This window comes from Desulfobaculum bizertense DSM 18034, assembly GCF_900167065.1.
Taxonomy (GTDB): domain Bacteria; phylum Desulfobacterota; class Desulfovibrionia; order Desulfovibrionales; family Desulfovibrionaceae; genus Desulfobaculum; species Desulfobaculum bizertense.
The window spans coordinates 363,853-380,853 of record NZ_FUYA01000002.1; the positions used below are offsets into that span (position 1 = coordinate 363,853).

At 45.2% G+C, this 17,001-nt stretch carries 12 protein-coding genes; 3 read left to right on the forward strand and 9 right to left on the reverse strand.

Features of this window, described 5'->3' with window-relative positions; genetic code table 11:
• Positions 1–230 precede the first annotated feature (230 nt).
• Genes cas2 through B5D23_RS04475 form a run of 7 tightly spaced genes read right to left on the reverse strand, consistent with a single transcriptional unit; the run spans position 231 to position 7,665 of the window.
• Positions 231–521 carry a CRISPR-associated endonuclease Cas2 gene (gene cas2, locus B5D23_RS04445; RefSeq protein WP_078684203.1) on the reverse strand — a complete coding sequence of 97 codons (291 nt, stop codon included), beginning with the start codon at positions 519–521 and terminating at the stop codon, positions 231–233.
• Positions 522–523: 2 nt separating this feature from the next.
• Entirely contained in the window at positions 524–1,546 is a 1,023-nt protein-coding gene (cas1c, locus tag B5D23_RS04450) for a type I-C CRISPR-associated endonuclease Cas1c (protein WP_078684204.1), read from the reverse strand.
• Entirely contained in the window at positions 1,539–2,171 is a 633-nt protein-coding gene (gene cas4, locus B5D23_RS04455; RefSeq protein WP_078684205.1) for a CRISPR-associated protein Cas4, read from the reverse strand. The genes cas1c and cas4 overlap by 8 nt, the downstream gene beginning before the upstream one ends.
• A 14-nt stretch (positions 2,172–2,185) precedes the next feature.
• Positions 2,186–3,055: a type I-C CRISPR-associated protein Cas7/Csd2 gene (gene cas7c / locus B5D23_RS04460; protein WP_078684206.1), complete on the reverse strand. Its 870-nt coding sequence runs from the start codon at positions 3,053–3,055 to the stop codon at positions 2,186–2,188.
• 3 nt (positions 3,056–3,058) lie between these two features.
• Positions 3,059–4,816 (reverse strand): type I-C CRISPR-associated protein Cas8c/Csd1, encoded by a 1,758-nt coding sequence (gene cas8c, locus B5D23_RS04465; RefSeq protein ID WP_078684207.1) that lies wholly within the window; start codon positions 4,814–4,816, stop codon positions 3,059–3,061.
• Positions 4,813–5,481 carry a type I-C CRISPR-associated protein Cas5c gene (gene cas5c / locus B5D23_RS04470; protein WP_078684208.1) on the reverse strand — a complete coding sequence of 223 codons (669 nt, stop codon included), beginning with the start codon at positions 5,479–5,481 and terminating at the stop codon, positions 4,813–4,815. The genes cas8c and cas5c overlap by 4 nt, the downstream gene beginning before the upstream one ends.
• A gap of 21 nt (positions 5,482–5,502) precedes the next feature.
• Positions 5,503–7,665: a CRISPR-associated helicase/endonuclease Cas3 gene (locus B5D23_RS04475; protein WP_078684209.1), complete on the reverse strand. Its 2,163-nt coding sequence runs from the start codon at positions 7,663–7,665 to the stop codon at positions 5,503–5,505.
• Between the two features lie 501 nt (positions 7,666–8,166).
• Between B5D23_RS04475 and B5D23_RS04480 the strand changes: the two genes are divergently transcribed.
• The gene (locus tag B5D23_RS04480; RefSeq protein ID WP_078684210.1) at positions 8,167–9,441 is read left to right on the forward strand and encodes a site-specific integrase; all 1,275 of its coding nucleotides are present in this window, start codon (positions 8,167–8,169) and stop codon (positions 9,439–9,441) included.
• An 85-nt stretch (positions 9,442–9,526) separates the two neighbouring features.
• Here the strand turns inward: B5D23_RS04480 and B5D23_RS14905 are convergent, their stop codons facing one another.
• A complete protein-coding gene (locus B5D23_RS14905; RefSeq protein ID WP_200803624.1) occupies positions 9,527–9,895 on the reverse strand; it encodes a helix-turn-helix domain-containing protein in 369 nt (122 codons plus the stop codon).
• 215 nt (positions 9,896–10,110) lie between these two features.
• On the opposite strand from B5D23_RS14905, the gene B5D23_RS04490 reads away from it, so the two are divergent.
• Positions 10,111–15,630 carry a DUF4011 domain-containing protein gene (locus B5D23_RS04490; RefSeq protein ID WP_078684212.1) on the forward strand — a complete coding sequence of 1,840 codons (5,520 nt, stop codon included), beginning with the start codon at positions 10,111–10,113 and terminating at the stop codon, positions 15,628–15,630.
• 85 nt (positions 15,631–15,715) lie between these two features.
• Here B5D23_RS04490 and B5D23_RS04495 read toward each other — a convergent pair whose 3' ends face one another.
• On the reverse strand, positions 15,716–16,393 hold the full coding sequence (locus B5D23_RS04495; protein WP_078684213.1) for a hypothetical protein: 678 nt from the start codon (positions 16,391–16,393) through the stop codon (positions 15,716–15,718).
• A 107-nt stretch (positions 16,394–16,500) separates the two neighbouring features.
• On the opposite strand from B5D23_RS04495, the gene B5D23_RS04500 reads away from it, so the two are divergent.
• On the forward strand, positions 16,501–16,980 hold the full coding sequence (locus tag B5D23_RS04500) for a hypothetical protein (RefSeq protein ID WP_078684214.1): 480 nt from the start codon (positions 16,501–16,503) through the stop codon (positions 16,978–16,980).
• Positions 16,981–17,001: the final 21 nt, after the last annotated feature.

Here is a 17,001-nt window from a genome sequence, read left to right on the forward strand (position 1 = left end):
CCCGCGTTTCAATCCACGCTCCCGTGGAGGGAGCGACTGCGGCGGTCTAAAACCCCCGGTATACAAGGCTTCCGAGGGGCGTTTCCGCCAACCTGCGTTTTTGACACAGGGAAAAAAGGAAAAGTAAAATGACCAGCAAGCTAATTATTTGATTTAACAGGATGTTTCAAAAACGCCAACCCCCCAGGGATTTCATGTGTGCTTGGGGTTGGCGCAAGCCTCTTGAGTTGTCAAAAAACAAGAGGCCCATCAAGATCCATCGCAGGCTTTGCCCCAACATGCTCAACTCGTCGCTTCCAGTTTGATCCTAAATAGTAGAAGCGGAGGCTATCTGTTTCTTCGTCAATGATTTCAATAAGATTGTGCTTGAGCTGTGCCCATTCTCCCGGATCAATGTCGCATTCGAAAACAGAATACTGCACGCGTTGTCCAAAATTTTGGCATTGGCGGGCGACCTTTTGAAGACGTCTTGTGCCACCCGGTTCAGAGGTGGCAACATCATATGTCACAAGAACGAGCATTCTTACCTCCATATAAGTGGCGGGTAGCCGTCAATATCCCCACGAATAAACCGAGCAAAAAGTCCTGCCTGCGAGTGGATAACGAGTCCCCATGGCATCTTTTCCTTGAGAAATGGATGCTGAATCTCTTCGGCTTTTTTATTTTGCCATGCAGTGAGAACTGTTTTTCGCGTGTCATCATCCATTCGCACACCACCTGTTTCACTTTGTGTAAATCCCTTAGGTGAAACCTGACCAAGGTTGACAAGTGAGAGGCAGACTCGGTCTGCAAGAGGTGAGCGAAATTCTTCCATGAGATCGAGGGCTAGACTTTGTCTCCCCGGTCTGTCGCAGTGGAGAAAACCGACTTGCGGATCTAGGCCCCATGTTTCACACGCTGAGCGAACATCATGCATTAGAAGAACATAAACAAATGACAGAAGGGCGTTTATGGGGTCCTTGGGCGGGCGTCTGTTTCGTCCTGCAAAATGAAAGGCTTTGTGTTTTGACGAAATGAGTGCATCAAAATTTCCAAAGTAACTTGCTGCACAGTCTCCTTCGATGCCTCGGAGTCTTTCTGTCGGAATTTTTGGGGATAAGGCTTCCAGCTGGGTCTGCAAAAAGTCGCACGCCCTCTGAAGATGAGAAGCCTCTTTGGCTTTTCGAGCAGCGCGAAGTAAAACCATTCTTGAATTGTTGATTTTTCCAGCAAGGATATTGGCGCTAACCTGTGAACAGATGGCTGGAGTGTCTGCCATGCGATACTGGTCTCGCCGGAGGAGAACGTTTCCCGAAACAGCTCCCTGTACGCGAGCGAGGAATTTACCCTGTTCAGAAAGATAGCTGATAGAAATATCTCGCTCCGCGCAGTGCGCCATGAGGTAAGGGCTGACAGAAACTTGGCCAAAACAGACGATTCCAGAGAGCGCATTGAGAGGAAGCATTCCGAGCGTTTTGTGCTCATGTCGTATTTTGAGAGCCTCGCCTTCTTTGGAAAGCCATGCGCCTTGTGTGCTGACATAAAGCGTGTTGAGAAGTTTACGCATTGGAATCTCCTTTGGTCATGCGGGCGAGCCATGCCTCGACACGATGCTTGCGGTGAGATGTCTGTGGAAGACAATACTGTCGAAGTGAGCACGCATCACAGTGTGGTCCCAGTATTGGGGCGGGGGTCTTTCCTGAAGCAATAAGCTGGTGGAGGTCCCTGCTTGTTTTCTCCACGCTTTCCCGAAGCGTGTCGTCAAACATTACCTGTTCGCGACGCCGGGTTTTTCCATAAAAAATGGCTCCAGAATCAACAGAACAGTCAAGCATCTCTTCAAGACACATCCCCTGTGCACACAGTTGTATTCTGTCAATGTCTGACGCTTTTTTTCGTCCTCGCTTAAATTCTATAGGTTGGACTGTGGGCTGACTCGTTGAAAATTCAACAAGATCTGCAATGCCCACAAGTCCAAGTCGTAAAGATCGAAGCTCTAAGGAGCGGGCCATGCGGACATCTGGGCGAGTTTCATCCTGCCCCGCATCAACTGTTTCGTGAAGAATATTCCCTTCGACGGTGTACAGATTTTCTGCCCAGACTCGCTCAATATGAATAAGCGCGCATTGTCGCGGGCAGAACGCAAGATGCTGGAGCGCAGAAATGGGAAGAAGCTCGTCTTCAGAGTACATGGCCCTCTCCAGAGTTACAGTTTTTCGAGAAGTTCGACTCCCTGTGGAACCTGTGCTGCGTCCACTTCAATAGCGTAGTCTGCAAAGGCTCGTGCCGGGCCTTCGCATTCAGCTTTTTTGTTGACGGAAATCAGATCAAACAGCTTTTGAGCTGGGGCATTGCCGAGTTTGCAGTCGTGGCGGAAGACGACAAGCTTGCGAGCTGACATTTTGCCACGGCTTGCAGAGTGATCCTGATCGAACATGTTTACCAGTGAAGTCCAAAGCATTTCGAGGTCTTCATCGCTGAAACCTGTCTGTTGGGCAAAGGGTGCAGAAACATAGCCGTCAAGGCGGTACAGTGCATAGGGAACAAGGAATTTGCGGCCCATTGTGCGGTTACCGCCATCCTGTTTTTCTGCTTCCTTGGCCGTTTCTACTGCCATTCTGGTGATACTGATTTCCTGAGGGAAAATAGGGTCAATGGACTTGGAAAAGCTGAGCTGAACGGGGCCTCGAACCTGTCCGCAGTTGTTTGTCGTTGTGGACATGACAGCACCAAAGGCACGGACATCAAAGAAATTTCTGCACATCCAGTCGCGAGCTTTGAGTGTTTTTTCCTTTTTGTCTTTTATTTTGGAAACATCTTCACTGTCGTAGGCTCCCTGTCTATTTTCAGAAAGGACAGAGCTTTCCTGAACGTAAATATTCCATCCCTGCTCTTCACCTTTGGCAAGGGAAATATAGTTTCTGATTTTGCGTTTCATGCAGACGTCAGAAATAAGCCCAATGCTGGTTTCTGGGTCCATGCGTGGCATATTGCCTGCGTCCGGATCACCATTAGGGTTGCCGTTTTCGACGTCAAAAAGCAGAGTAAATTCATAACGATTTTCTAAAGCAGACATATCTTACGCCTCCTGCGTGTTCATTTTTTTCTGATAGAGAGCAATACGCTGATGATAGTATCCCAGAGTAAACAGCCCCTGCTGTTCAAGGGTGAGCACTGAGGGATAATTTTCGAGTTTATCCAGTATTTCAGCAATTTTTTTGTCGCTTGTGACTCCATACTGGGCCTTGCTGATGTGGTGCTGAGCCATGTTCAGGAGCATTGGAAAGACAGTTCGCGGGTGCGAGGATGCTGCACCGAAGTAGCGGTCTTTGATTGTGCTGTTAATTTTTCCCAAAGCATCAAGCTGTGCTTTTTCTAAAACTGCGAAGAGCCGACCAAGAAGATAGGCTGGATTTGTGCTTTCTGTATTGAGACTCACGGTAACCTCCATGTCTTTTGATGATGGATTGGCCTGAAAATATCTGACGAGATAGCCTTTGATGAGTGATGCCCGGAGATAATTGATTTTTCCGTCTGCGTGGAGACGCTGAAGCACTGCGGTCAAAAGCGCCCGCGGATATCGCGTCCCTAGGAAAATGGCGTTTTGCAAAGCACCATTCAGGACGTGTGGAATATTGTCATATTTCCGAAGCGCGGCGGTTTCGAGAAGTAAAGGGTTGGGAGAAGGGAATGGGGCTTCCGATGCGTACTGACGTTCTATTTCGATATCACGGTAGTGCTGCCCTATACGTTTGAGGTAGAGCGAGAGGGGGCCTGTTTCCCAGAAGCGAATGCCGAGACGGGCGGCGTTAGGCGCAAGCCCAAGAACGTAGCAAAAGACGGAATCATCAAGATCATATTCTGTAAGGTGTTTTCCCTGACGTATTCTTTTTAGGGTGTCATAGATTTTTTTGGTTTCCTCGGAGAGGTCAGGAACAGTCTTTCCCTTTTCTTTTTTGGTCTCAGGATCAGGCGGACAAAGGAGAGGTCCAAGTATATCCTCTGCTGGGCTTGCCTTTTCTGTCCAAAAGAGTGTGGACGTATCTCCAATGCGAACGAGTTGGCGACTTCCTGGGCGCAACAGATAATTCAGGGCTGTGGTGTACTGGAATGCTCCAAGGTCTGAGACTGGAGCGTTGGCACCACTTTTTTTCCCGTATGATTCAAATGATCCCGTATTGAATGACACAATATTTACACCGCTGGACTGACCGCCTGCGACGCCTTTAATGGCTGGGTGAATGTCAACAATTGGGCCTTTTTCTCCACGAACGAGGCACAGCCCATCTCCAAGAATTTTGGGAGAACGAAGGGCGCGCCAAAGTGTTTTAGCTTCCTCGTCGTCATGTGCGTACTGGAGTTCTCCATCGAGGCGAAAAACACAGTTTTTGCCCGCAATGTTTTCCCAGTTTGCAATTTCTGGTGCGAGGGCAGGGTCCCACGACATGATGAAATTGTGAACGGCCTTGAGAGCTGGCGTTTCTGTATCTGCAAGCTGTTCGTCAATGAGAGCTTTGAAGCTATTGAATTTATTGAGTGTGTCCTGTGGTTTCTTTTTGTCATCGGCCCCTAGCACATATGACGTGTTGTCCCAGAGGAAAAAAGGTTTGTAATTGTTTGCTCCAGAGCGTTTGCAGCTTTCAGGGACAATCAGAATTTTGGGGCGTGCTTTTTTGCCTTCATAATTCTGGATGTCAGTGATTTCTATGAGCCGTCCCTGTTTGTCCAGCAAGATGCAGAAGTGAATTTTTTCAAAGCTGTAACCGAATGATGGAATGTCGTCTGGGCGTTCCTCTGCGACTCTTTCATAATAGTCATTGAGAGCAGTAAGAATCATGACAAAACCTCGGATGAGTTAGGCTGCGGAATATCCACAATGCCGTTTTCCATGCGGGCGTGAAAGAACATAGGGGTGTTGTTGTGTGCAAAATCAATATCCCAGAGCATGAAGCCGAGGTCGCGGGTGGATTCTGCCGGGCTGGATATTCGAGTTGCTGGCGTGTCGCCTGTGAGAAGCGCAAAATCGCAGGGGAATTCACGGCATCCAAGATAGGGGCGATGAAAGCACTGGCCTTTTTCTGCACGTCTGCGGAATATGTCCGCGTGCTTTCCTGTGTTGCCACCATCGCCAGTTCCAGTTGCTTCAAAATGAGCTTCAAGGACATATTCAACATCCCGAAGAAGCATTGATGCACGTTGTTGCCGTTCTTTGTCTGCAAACTGGACGAGTTGTCCTTCGCCGCGCTTCATTGTCTTCGTGATGTTGTTGAAGGGAATTTTGTTTTCAACTTCATTGCGGCGGAAGTTTGTGAAACGGATAGGGTTGATGACGTGAATGCGGTCAATGATCCAGCGAATAGCTGGCTTCCAGTAGATTGCTTCCAGAATGCCTCGTGCTGCCGAGGGCGTTATAACGTCATATGAGACGCGCTCGACTTTCATCTCTGGTCGAGAAAAGCAGGCAAAGTCGCCTGATACGCGAAGTTTGATACCAAAAGACATAGTTCCTCCGGTGCGAAGTTCCTAAAAATTGGTGAGTGTTTCCGTTGAAATATGGGTGGGATCGTCGCAACTCAGACCCGTATAAGGAGAGTACAAATCATTATTTAAGAGGATGTGAAAAAGCTCATGTGAGTCTTGCTCAACAACTCCTGCAGCTTGAAGTTTTCTGAGTTCATGCGGCCAGATTTGCACAGTGTATTGTTGCAATTCGCGCAGGTCTTCCCGTGAGGGAGGGGCAAAACGGAGTTTCTCTACAATTCGCCGAGGCTCTTCATCTTTGGTGATAACAACGGCTTGTGTCTGAGTCTCAATAATGCGGAAGTCGCGAGCAATATCCTCAAAGTCAAAACGGAGCGACTTGGCGCCTTCTTCAAGGCGAGGAATGATTTGTTTGCTGTCGAGTTGCTCTTTGCCAAGCTCCCAGAAAAGTTTTTGGAAATATTTTTTAATGGCATCAAGTCCGAGAATGTCTTGGGGGCAGGGACGAAGAGCTTCTCTGGCGGCGCTGCATTGTGCTGCAAAGTGTACGTTGTAGGAGCCTTCGAGCTGGAAGATAGAGACCAGACCTTTTTTTCGCCGTCCTTCCCGATTACATCGCCCTGCGGCTTGAGCAATGGAATCAAGTCCAGCTTCTTCTCGGAAGACCCTTGGAAAATCGACGTCAACTCCGGCTTCGATTAGTTGGGTACTGATGACCGTGCAGGGCTTGTCTTCGGAAAGTCTTATGCGAATTTCAGAGAGAACGTCTTTTCTGTGCAAGGGGTACATCAGAGTGCTGAGGTGAAATATTCCCTCAGTTTTTTTTAGACCTTCAAAGAGGCGCTGTGCGGTCTTTCGAGTATTGACAATGCATAAAGACTGTTTTTCCGCTCTGATTTTTTTGAGTAAAGTGTTCTCATCAATTTCACCGAGTTGTTGCGCTTCGACTCGTTTGAATTTTATCTGAAGTTCTTGCGGGTTAGGTGCAATTTCTCTTTCCGTGGGGAGGTTCAGGCCTGCTTTTAGACCGTCTTGTGTGCGCAGGGCTGGCTGAGTGGCTGTGCATAGAACTGCGCTGCATGAATAATGGGTACACAGTTCATTGATGGCTTCGAGGCAGGGGAAAAGGTATGGCGTTGGAATCATCTGAGCTTCATCGAGTATGATGACGCTTTCAGCAATATTGTGGAGTTTTCTACATTGAGAGCTTTTGTTGGCAAAAAGCGATTCGTAAAACTGGACGCTTGTCGTCACAATGACTGGAGCATCCCAGTTTTCAGTGGCGAGCAAAGCTCGGTCCATTTCCTGCGGGCCATATGAATCTTTTAATTCTTTGAAATTAAAGTTGCTGTGGTGTTCAAGGACCTTTGTACCAAGCGCTTTCTCAAAAACTGTGGCGTTCTGTTCTATAATACTGGTGTATGGGATGACGTATATGATGTGGCGCATTCCGTGTTGCTGTGCATGTTTTAACGCAAAGCCAAGGGAAGTCAGAGTCTTTCCGCCGCCAGTTGGAACTGTAAGGGTAAAAAGTCCCGGTTTTCGTTCTGCCTGCTTGAGCGCATATGAATAAATGCTTTGGCGCAGGGTGTTGATAGAGGTGGTAGGAGCCTTTTGTGTGAGCTTCTCCATATACGAGATGAACGCTGCATGAAGATCGTTAAGAGATGACGAGTGACCTCGTAAGGCGGACTTTTTTGTGTCGAGAAAACGTTCAGTATCGCAAAAGTCAGCATCTACAAGGCAGGAATAAAGCATACGCATAAAAAAGGATCGCTCAAAGCCTGTCTGCATGTTGAAGGGGAGAGCGTTAGGAAGAGTATTCTCCAAACTTTGAGCAAATGCTTTTGTTGCAGGATGCAGGTCGAAAGACTGAATGCGGGGGAGAACGTCAGCACTATTCTTGAGGCCAGTGTGATGGCCTGCAATAGCTTGTCCTATAAGTGCTCCGTGACTTGCGCTTTTATCCCAAAGATAGCGTGCGCCTGCAGCGGAATGGTCGACTCGCGGACCCCCTTCGAGGCGTTTCTGAAACTGTGGGGTGGCTTTCCCCAGATCATGAAAGATGCCAGCTGCTTCTCCCCATCCAGAGGCGTTGAAGGAAGACGCGTATTCTTTAGCGAGAGCACTGACTCCGGAGAGATGAGTAATGAGAGACTGCCACGTGTTTTTTTGTGGGTTCTCTGTTGAGTGGGCGTAAAACATATCTTCGAATAATATGTTTTCAAATTGTTTTCTACGGATAAGTAATAAAGATGAAGCCTTGTATTATGCTGTGAATTGGAACTCTGCTAGGGGAGGGAGAGGTGTGGAAAGAAAAGGAGAAGGGGATGCTTTCTCAAGTTGACTGCAAAAAGGGCACAAAGCTACTCTTTACTATTTGATATAGTATACAAAATTAAGCGGCAGTCGACAAAAAGTTTAGAAATTTTATGCGTCAGCAAAACAAGAAAGGGTCTACAAACATGGAGTTTGTAGACCCTTGAATTCTCTGGAGCCAGCGATGTGAATTGAACACACGACCTACTGATTACGAATGCTTTTCTGGCTTCTGCACAGATGTTCACATTTGTCCTTATCCGGCTTATAGTTATGACTAAAGTATATTTTCTTCATTCACGAGATTACCCACGTTTTACCGTGCTTGCACGGTACAAGTGGGGGGAGAATGGGGGGAGAATTTGGTAGCTAAGTGAGGGAGAGATTATGTCCAGAAAAATGATAACAGCGGCCCCCGGCGTTCGCTATTACGAGCATGAAGAGCGAAAGCATGGAATACGCAAGGACCGTTACTTTTTTATTCGTTTTCAGGTTGACGGTAAAAGGCGTGAAGAAGGACTTGGTTGGTCAAGTGAAGGATGGACAGTGGAAAAAGCTGTTCAGTGTCTTATGAAGTTTAAGAATGCAGCCAAAACAGGTGATGGCCCCAGAAGTTTCAGAGAGCTCCGAGAAAGAGAGCGCCAGGCTGCAGCAAAGAAAGCTCAGAAGGGTACAGTAGAGGAGCTTTTTCAGGGGTACGTGGAGAATTTGCGTCAGCGAGAGCGAAAGAGTGTTGGTGAAGTTGAGCGGTCTCTCCTTACGGGAAAGAATAATGCAGCGAATGCACTTGGACGAACGAAGCCTGCTATGGACGTTAGAACGAGTGATGTGAAGCTTTTTTTGAGGAGTTTGTATCTCGATCGATCCAAGAGCATGGCCCATCATATGCGGCTTTATTTGAGTGCTGCTTTTAATTTTGGAATTGGCAACGAACATGACTATACACGGGCCCATTCTGAGGTTTCATTTGGGTTGTCCGTAAATCCTGTTGCTGCGATTCCTGCGGATCATCATGTGATAAAGCCAGGAAATCGTAACTTGTCTTCTCAGGAAATAAAAAGCGCCTGGAACGGGATTGCAGAGCGTCATTGTGATTCTGCGACGGTGCAGGCATTGCAACTGCTCATTGCAATAGGAGAACCTCGAGTGAATGAGGTCCTTCAGGCATCAAAGGTTGAGTTTGACCTTGAGGCAGGGACGTGGACTCTTCCAGGCGGGCGTTCAAAAAACAGACGTCAGCACAAGCTCCCACTCTCGGAGCGAGCCCTCAGTCTTGTAAAAGAGCGTTTCGATCAGGTGGATGGACCTTACTTGTTTCCAAAGAAAGGGACGCCAAAAAGTCCGATGCCTTGCTCTAGCCTGAATAGGGCGGTGCGAAGAATGTGTGAGGATATTGCGATGGAGCGTTTTACTCCGCGTGACCTCCGGCGAACATGCAGAACTCGGCTAGCTGACGCGGGCGTGCCCGGGTATTTGCTGAATATTTACTTTAACCACGGGCAGCAAGGTGTCGGTGAGATCCACTACGATAGATCTGACCACCTTAAAGAGAAGAATGAAGTTATGCAGAAGTGGTCCTCATTGCTTGATTCGTGGCTGGGAGATACCGACTCGCCATCTGGCCGAAAGATTATTCCATTCCCTGTTGCTGGGCATGGATGAGTGGCAAAAAAAAGGAATGAAAGTCCCCAGAGCTAAGCGGCTTTGGGGACTTTTTTATGAAGCCGTTAATAATTTAAAAAACAGTCTAATGAAAAAGCGAGAGCTTATTTTGTTCTGTATTGTGCCAATGGTTGAGAAACTGGAGATCCAAGGCGTCAAGGAGTTGGAAAATATCCGTGATTTTTGCAGTAGATTTCCCGCTTTCAAATTCAGAGATGAAGCGAACGCCCACGCAACTCTTCTCCGCAAGTTGCTTTTGGGTCCATCCAATATTCTTGCGCCGTTGCCAAGCTGCTTTGCCAAGGGATGCACCATTGTCGACGTTTCCTAAGAAGAAAAGATGATCTGGTGTGGTTGCTTTTTCGAGAAAGCTTGTGAGAAGGAGATTTTTACTCGTGATATGACGAGTTGCGATGAGCCTGTCATACCCCTTTGGTTTGGAGGTGGCGAGCAAGGCTTTAAGATGTGATTTTGTGGAGAGGGCTTTTTGTCTGCGTTCATAAAAACTCCCTTCTAGAAAAATACGTTTATTGATAAGGATGTTGATATTTATCCGTACGGGAGTTTTTGAAGAAGTCGTGAGTTTTAAACTGGTTCTCTTTAAAGATTTCTTGAAACAACTTTGATGTAGAGATATTGGGAAGTCGTTAAAAACAGGGAGAGATATAAATGCCGGCCAGTTTTTTAGAAGAGAATAATTTAGAAAAGTTAGCTCAAGAGAGTCTTGAAAATGTTCGCAAGAAATTGCTTGATCTGACCGGAAGAAATCGACTTCTTAATTTTAGGGAATCGAAAAAGACGATACGCATCGTTGATGAGCTACCAGATCAGGTTTTTGATATGCTTGTTGGTGGAGGACAGTCAATGGAGCTTATTTCTTATGACCCTCCAAAAGAAGAGCAAATTGAGGGTAAAGCTCTTCAAGAATCAAAACAAATCAAACCATTAACAAGTAGTGAAGCAAAAAAGTATTGTGAAAAATATGGTCTTGAATCTGAACAAGTTTGTTTTATAAGTGAGAGAGTAGAGGCCCTGGGATCTTTTGCAGCAGTTCAGGAACAGTACTCTAAAAAATCTCCAGTGGCGAAATTTGCGCATCAGTATGCCCGTACTTTGTACTGTTCGAATTTAGAATGTGACACGGATAAGCAGCTAGATGAGGTTCAGGACACATGCTCTATTGATTTGTCGAATGAACTTCCCAAAGATGTAGCCGAGCAGAGTGAAAAGCATAAAGATAAATTTTTACAGACTCCTTTAATTAAGAAGCAACTTGAAAAAAGATGTACTCAGGTCACTCGTGATTTTAAGGCGGCAATAAATGAGACTGGAGCCAATTTGCTGTACATGGCAATTGGTTTTCTTGAGTGGACCCAGGCTGATGATTCTCAGAAGAAGTTTAAAGCCCCTCTTGTGCTTATTCCTCTTGAGATAGAAAAAAGACGAGTGAATCGCGAGAATGAACTGTATGCATTTGAAGTGGCCTTTAGTACCGAATATATTGAATCAAATTTATCGTTAGCGGAGCTTTTAGATAAAAATTTTGGTTTAAGGCTTCCTGAATTTGCTCCGGGGATAAAACCTGAGGTGTATTTTGAGGATGTCGCACGTGTTGTGGAAGGAAAAGAAGGTTGGAAAATCCATCGAGAGATGGTGATTGGCTTTTTTAGTTTTTCAAAGTTGCGTATTTACAAAGATTTGGATGAGAGTGCCTGGCCAAAAGGGAAAGGCCCCTTAGATAATCAGGCTATTGCTGAGTTGTTAGTTGGTAGAGATAAACAAGATCGAAACGATAGTCTTTGGGGGGAAGATCCTGAACCCGATGATTCGAATCTTGTCGATCAGATACCTCTTGTATTGGATGCAGATGGGTCACAGCTTTCTGTGATTAATGATGTTTTGTTTGGGAATGATAATATGGTGGTGCATGGCCCCCCTGGAACAGGCAAATCCCAGACAATTGCGAATTTGATAGCAGCTGCTTTGAGCCAGAAAAAAACTGTTTTGTTTGTATCGGAGAAAAAAGCAGCCTTAGATGTCGTTAGAAAGAGATTGAATAATGTTAATCTGGGTGATTTTTGCCTAGAGCTGCATAGCCACCAAAGCAGAAAGGGGGCGTTGCATGCTGATTTAGAAAGCCGTTTGAAGCACTCCTATTCTAAATCAAATGGCTTTGATTCAAAAATCAAACTTCGAAAGTATCATCGAAGCCGGCTTGTAAGTTATTATGATGAGCTTATGGCTTCGAGGGGGAATATTGGAAAATCTGCGTATGAGATATTAGGCGAGGCGGAGAAGTGGCGAACAAAAGTAACCAGCCCGGACAGCGATTTTGTGTATGATCATGCATTGGATCTTGACCAACAAACTATTGATGTTACCGCGGAAGAGTTAGAAGAGTTTTCTCGTCTTTTTAAAAAATTGCCTCCAGAAGCGGTGAAAGCTTGGTCTGGGTTTGTCCCCCAGGTTGTTCTTTCTGAGGATGAACGAAAGGTTCAGTTTGTTTTGGAAGATGCGAGTGAAAAGACGCAGGGATTACTTTCCAAGTTGAAATCTTCTGGAATTAAGGCTGATGTTTCTTTTGGAGAACTCCGTCGTTTTTCTAATGTTAATTTGGAAAAATTGCAGAGTATACCTCGTCCTTGGATGCAAGATTTGGGGGGAGTTCTAGAACAGGCACAAGGAAGAGATGTTATTCAGCGCCTGATTCGTGAGTTAAATGAATATAATAATCTCGTAAATGTGTGTACTTCCACGTTTGGTGTATTTGAAGGAATTCCATTTGATAATGTCGAGAAGGCAAAGAACGCAGCCCAACATCTTAAAGAAATGAGAGTGGGTTCGTGGTCATTTGGTGATTTGGAGAAAGTGCATCAACTAGGCAAGAATTTTATCCAACTTCGGGATGAACTTACAAGAGATACAGAAAGCGTCGCGGGGTTGTATCCTGGTTTTGTCCTAAACATTATATTTTGTGAAAAAATATGTGAGTTGTCAGATTTCCTTGAGCGGTTACCACCTTCTTTTGGACTCCACATTTATGATGGACATGTTTCTCGGCTTGGTCTCCAATATTTAGAGGAGGCAACGGGGGATGCCTCTAACATCTTAGAAAAAAAACAAAAGCTAACAAAGCTATTCGTTCTAGAAAAAGCCCCAGGAGTTCATGCGATTAGAGCTCTTGTGAATGTTTTTCGGAATAGTCCAGGTATGTTCGGTCGTCTTTTTTCTTCCTCGTATAAACAAGCTCAAAAAGAATTTGTAGCGTTTAGAGCGAAGGAAAACCAATCAAAACCTTTAGAGAGCATTGATGATCTGGAGTGCCTGATTGAGTTTTTGGATCAAGCTGAGTCTTTTGGAAAAGATGAAAATTATACAACGCTGTTTGGACCTAAATTTATAGGTATTGATACAGACTGGGCTAAGCTTGAGAACCAAGTTAAGGCGACAAGGAAGATTGCTTATTTATTAGGGTCAGAAGCTTCAGCTAAAAAACTTTTAAATGATATATCCCGTTATCAAGAAATGTTGCGGCATGTAACGGAATGCGTTCGTTTAAAGAAAGGAGAAATGGAAAAGCAGCTTGATGTTTTTGGAGTTCGGGGATTCTTACGTGAAACTTCATTTGATGATTTTTCTCAGAAGATTGAGCAAATAGAAAAAGGTGTTGCTGATAATTTACCCAGACTTTTGGCCCTCAATGTTTCTGAGAAGATGACAGTGACTCAATTTATTAATGCTGTAGGGACATTTGAAAAATGTATAAGTTTAAAAAGGAATATTGAACAAAATTTAAGATACAAAGAATTACTTGGAAACTATTTTTGTGGAATTGAAACAGAGATTGATCCTATTGCTAAAATGACGGAATGGACGTGTTCTCTCGTTGAGGACCCAAGCTGTGGGACGCGTATTTTAAGATGGCTTCTTAAAGAGCATACTCCCTCTAGGATAAATACGCTTGTCTCAATTGCTCATTCGTCTTCTGCGTATCTTCAGGCTTTGAATGAAGATTTCTGTTCACTTAAGGACTTAGGCCCCCTTAATCTTAATGAATGGCTGGGGTGTGATTTCGCCGTTTGTCCAGTTGAAAGTGCATTAGACAAATTCCAAAGCGCGTTGTCCCAGATATTATATTTGCAGAGTTGGCGGGTCAGCCAAGGGTTGAAGAAAAAACTCGTCGATAAGGGGCTTACAGATATAGTAGAAAAAGTAGAGGATGATCACCTTGACTCTGCTGAGGCAAGTTCTTTTTATCGCTATGCTATGTTTAATAGTATGGCCAGAGAACTTGTGCGCGGGAGTAAAGTTTTAAGAGATTTTCAGGGGGCAATATATGAGCAGGTGCGCGCACAGCTACAGAGCATAGAGCAAGAGCTTGAAGGGTTGTCGCAGCAAAAAATTGCGTGGGCAGCCTCTCAGAGAAGGCCTCCAACTGGTGTGAGTTACGGTCGAGTCCGTGATTACACTGAATTGAGCCTTATAAAACACGAAATCGGGAAAAAAAGAGCCCATATCCCAGTACGACAACTTGTCATGCGATCCGTCAGTGCTCTCAAAGCTTTAAAGCCGTGTTTTATGATGAGTCCAATGTCAGTCGCACAGTATTTGGCTCCTGGTGCTGTTACGTTTGATTTGGTGATTATGGACGAAGCCTCTCAGCTTAAATTAGAAGATGCTCTTGGCGTTGTAATGAGAGGAAAGCAGGTTGTAGTTGTTGGTGATCCCAAACAGCTTCCACCAACGTCCTTCTTTGATAAGAATATTGAAATCAGCAGTGATGATGAAACAATTTCAGATAATGCTGAGTCGATTTTGGATGTTGCACAAAACTGTTTTCCTAACAATAGGTTGCGTTGGCATTATCGTTCAGAGGATGAGCGTCTGATTGCATTCTCAAATGCGCAATTTTACCATGGTGATTTGGTCGTTTTCCCAACACCAAATAAAACAGGCGTTGATACTGGTGTTTTTCATCACTATATTGAAAATTCATACTCTCAGAAAGGAACCAAAGGTGGCGTTGTCAATAGACTAGAGGCGACGACTGTTGCTGAAGCTATACGGACTCATTTTCGAAAATATGGTGATTTGAGCCTTGGCGTTGCTACATTTAATGCAAGTCAGTGTGAATTGATTCAGGATGAACTTGATCGCTTGTGCCGCAGCGATAAATGGTTGGAAGATAAAATAAAAAAATGGGATGATACTCCCGACTCCTTTTTTATCAAGAATTTGGAAAATGTTCAGGGTGATGAGCGTGATGTTATCTTTATTTCAACAACGTACGGTCCCGACAAACAAAGTGGTCAGGTCTTTCAGCGTTTTGGGCCAATAAATAGTGCAACAGGCTGGCGCCGACTGAATGTCATTGTAACGAGAGCCAAAAAGCAGGTTCATGTTTTTACCGCCCTTCGCTCGACCGATATTAAAGTGACGTCAAGCTCCAAGGAGGGAGTTGTCGCCCTGCGGAATTATCTCGAGTTTGTTGAGACGGGGAGAATTCCAGAATGGGGTGAAGTTAATCCTGACCGGGGGCCTGATAGTGATTTTGAAATTGCAGTTGCTTATGCGTTAAACCAGCGTGGATACAAAACAGCATACCAGGTTGGTGTCGCAGGATTCTTTATTGATATAGGTGTGTATCATCCTCAGCATGAAGGAGAATTTATCCTCGGTATTGAGTGTGATGGTGCGACGTATCATTCCGCAAAAAGTGTGCGGGACCGTGATATTTTGAGACAGTCTATTTTGGAATCAAAGGGATGGAATATTCATCGTATTTGGTCGACTGACTGGTTTAAGAGCAGGGATAATGAAATAACGAGGCTCATGGATAAGCTGGATGAACTGGTAGCCAAAAGCACAGTCGTTCAGTCTGCTACGATTACAGAAGATATCCCTGGTCAGCGCTACAAACCGCAAAAGGATATTGTCGCTACGTCTGGTGACAGTGAGGATGAAGAGCTTCGCCATGCTCTGTTTGAATTTCGAGAAAATAAGATAAAGCCCGAGTATGAAGATGTTTGTCAGACAATTCTTTCTGATATTTGGATAGAAAGATTTGTAGAACGGAAGCCAACAAGTCGGGCAGAGTTTAGTGACTTTCCTCTTAAAGATCGTGAGACCATTCTGGGGGGGACGGAATATTTGAATGATATTCTGAATTTAATTGAAGATTTTGTGTAAGTTATTCTATCCAATACTAGAATATTTAAGGGGTAGCTATTCTGGCTACCCCTTTCTGTTTTTTTCGCTGTAGGAATAATTTTTTTTACTCAGGCTTTGGTATGCCGAACGTTTCTCGGAGAGCAGCGGGACAGGGGAGTGTCGAGCAGTAGGCGAGGTGCTTTCTTGTGAGCTGTGTCTTTTTCAGAGTCGAGAACTGGAGTGTTGCCTTTTCTGCGATGAGGGCTTCCCCGAGGCTTTTATATCCGATGCCAATTTTAAGCGTATTTGACCATGTGGTCTCTGCGTTTTCGACGCGGGGAGCGAGGTACAGCTCGAAGCATTTGGCGACGAGTTTTCTATATGCCGCGTTATTTCGTGTTTTATAGGGAAGTGCGAAGGGGAGTGCATCCATGACAAGGACACCGTGGCTGGCGACAAGGTCGAGCTTTTCTTTTCCGCTCTTCGGAGGTTCCCAGACAAACATACGGCACAGGTTCCCCAGGAGCCGGTTGTTTTTGCTGGCCGCGTTAAATACGTATCGCGGGAATTCAGGGCTTCGTACAGTACTCATGTCTTGGCTTGGTGGTGCCTCGGTGAGAAGCAGGTATTGGACGCCTGCAGGGGAGAGTCTGTTGAGGCGTGTGAGATAGTTTTGCCAATGCTGTTCTGTTGCGGTGAAGATTTGTTCGAGTTCGTTGAGGCTCTGAGGATTTTTTAGGATCTGGGGTGCGTAATTATTCAGTTCAGATTCGCATCTCTGGAGAAGTTCTTCGAATTTCATGGTGGTGTTCTCGGAGTCATTGCAGGGTGAAGTTGTAGCAAATATCCTTAAAATACAGTATGTTTTTGTTTTGTGATCGTGAAACATGTATTTCAAGGATGGATATCGTGAGTCAGATGAAGAATGGGCAGCCGTGGCACAAGTTTATTTTGGGGCGGTATTGGCGTCACGCTGTGGTTTGGATCGTAGTCCTTATAGGTCTGATAATGGCTATAAGTTATTTTTCCCATGATGCTGGTAAAGAAATCATAACGATAAGCCTTGTCTTTGCCGTCTTTATGACTGTGGGGAATTTTTTGTCCTGGCTCGTGGGAATCAAAGGGCAATGGATAGATTCATTCCCAAAGTACCTTAAGGTTCAATTTGAGAAAAACGGTAAAGAAGTTGAAGAGTGGGCTACTGATGAGCCTCTTGATTTGATTTCAGAAGTGGACGCAAGGGCGCACGCTCAGCAGTGGGGAAGAGTCCAGAACAAAAATGGTGATTTGCCGCTCACAGGGCGTTATAAGCTTGTCGATAAGGATGTGGATATAAAGAAGCGTTGGATAATTTACACTATGAAAATATTTCTCAATTCTGACGCATAGCTCCTTGAGCTCAAGGCAGAG

What these genes read in the sequence shown, in the direction of transcription:
- cas4 (WP_078684205.1), bottom strand. Translation starts at nt 2,171, where the DNA reads ATGTACTCTGAAGACGAGCTTCTTCCCATTTCTGCGCTCCAGCATCTT.
- cas5c (WP_078684208.1), bottom strand. Translation starts at nt 5,481, where the DNA reads ATGTCTTTTGGTATCAAACTTCGCGTATCAGGCGACTTTGCCTGCTTT.
- cas7c (WP_078684206.1), bottom strand. Translation starts at nt 3,055, where the DNA reads ATGTCTGCTTTAGAAAATCGTTATGAATTTACTCTGCTTTTTGACGTC.
- B5D23_RS04495 (WP_078684213.1), bottom strand. Translation starts at nt 16,393, where the DNA reads ATGAAATTCGAAGAACTTCTCCAGAGATGCGAATCTGAACTGAATAAT.
- B5D23_RS04490 (WP_078684212.1), top strand. Translation starts at nt 10,111, where the DNA reads ATGCCGGCCAGTTTTTTAGAAGAGAATAATTTAGAAAAGTTAGCTCAA.
- cas1c (WP_078684204.1), bottom strand. Translation starts at nt 1,546, where the DNA reads ATGCGTAAACTTCTCAACACGCTTTATGTCAGCACACAAGGCGCATGG.
- cas2 (WP_078684203.1), bottom strand. Translation starts at nt 521, where the DNA reads ATGCTCGTTCTTGTGACATATGATGTTGCCACCTCTGAACCGGGTGGC.
- B5D23_RS04475 (WP_078684209.1), bottom strand. Translation starts at nt 7,665, where the DNA reads ATGTTTTACGCCCACTCAACAGAGAACCCACAAAAAAACACGTGGCAG.
- B5D23_RS04480 (WP_078684210.1), top strand. Translation starts at nt 8,167, where the DNA reads ATGTCCAGAAAAATGATAACAGCGGCCCCCGGCGTTCGCTATTACGAG.
- cas8c (WP_078684207.1), bottom strand. Translation starts at nt 4,816, where the DNA reads ATGATTCTTACTGCTCTCAATGACTATTATGAAAGAGTCGCAGAGGAA.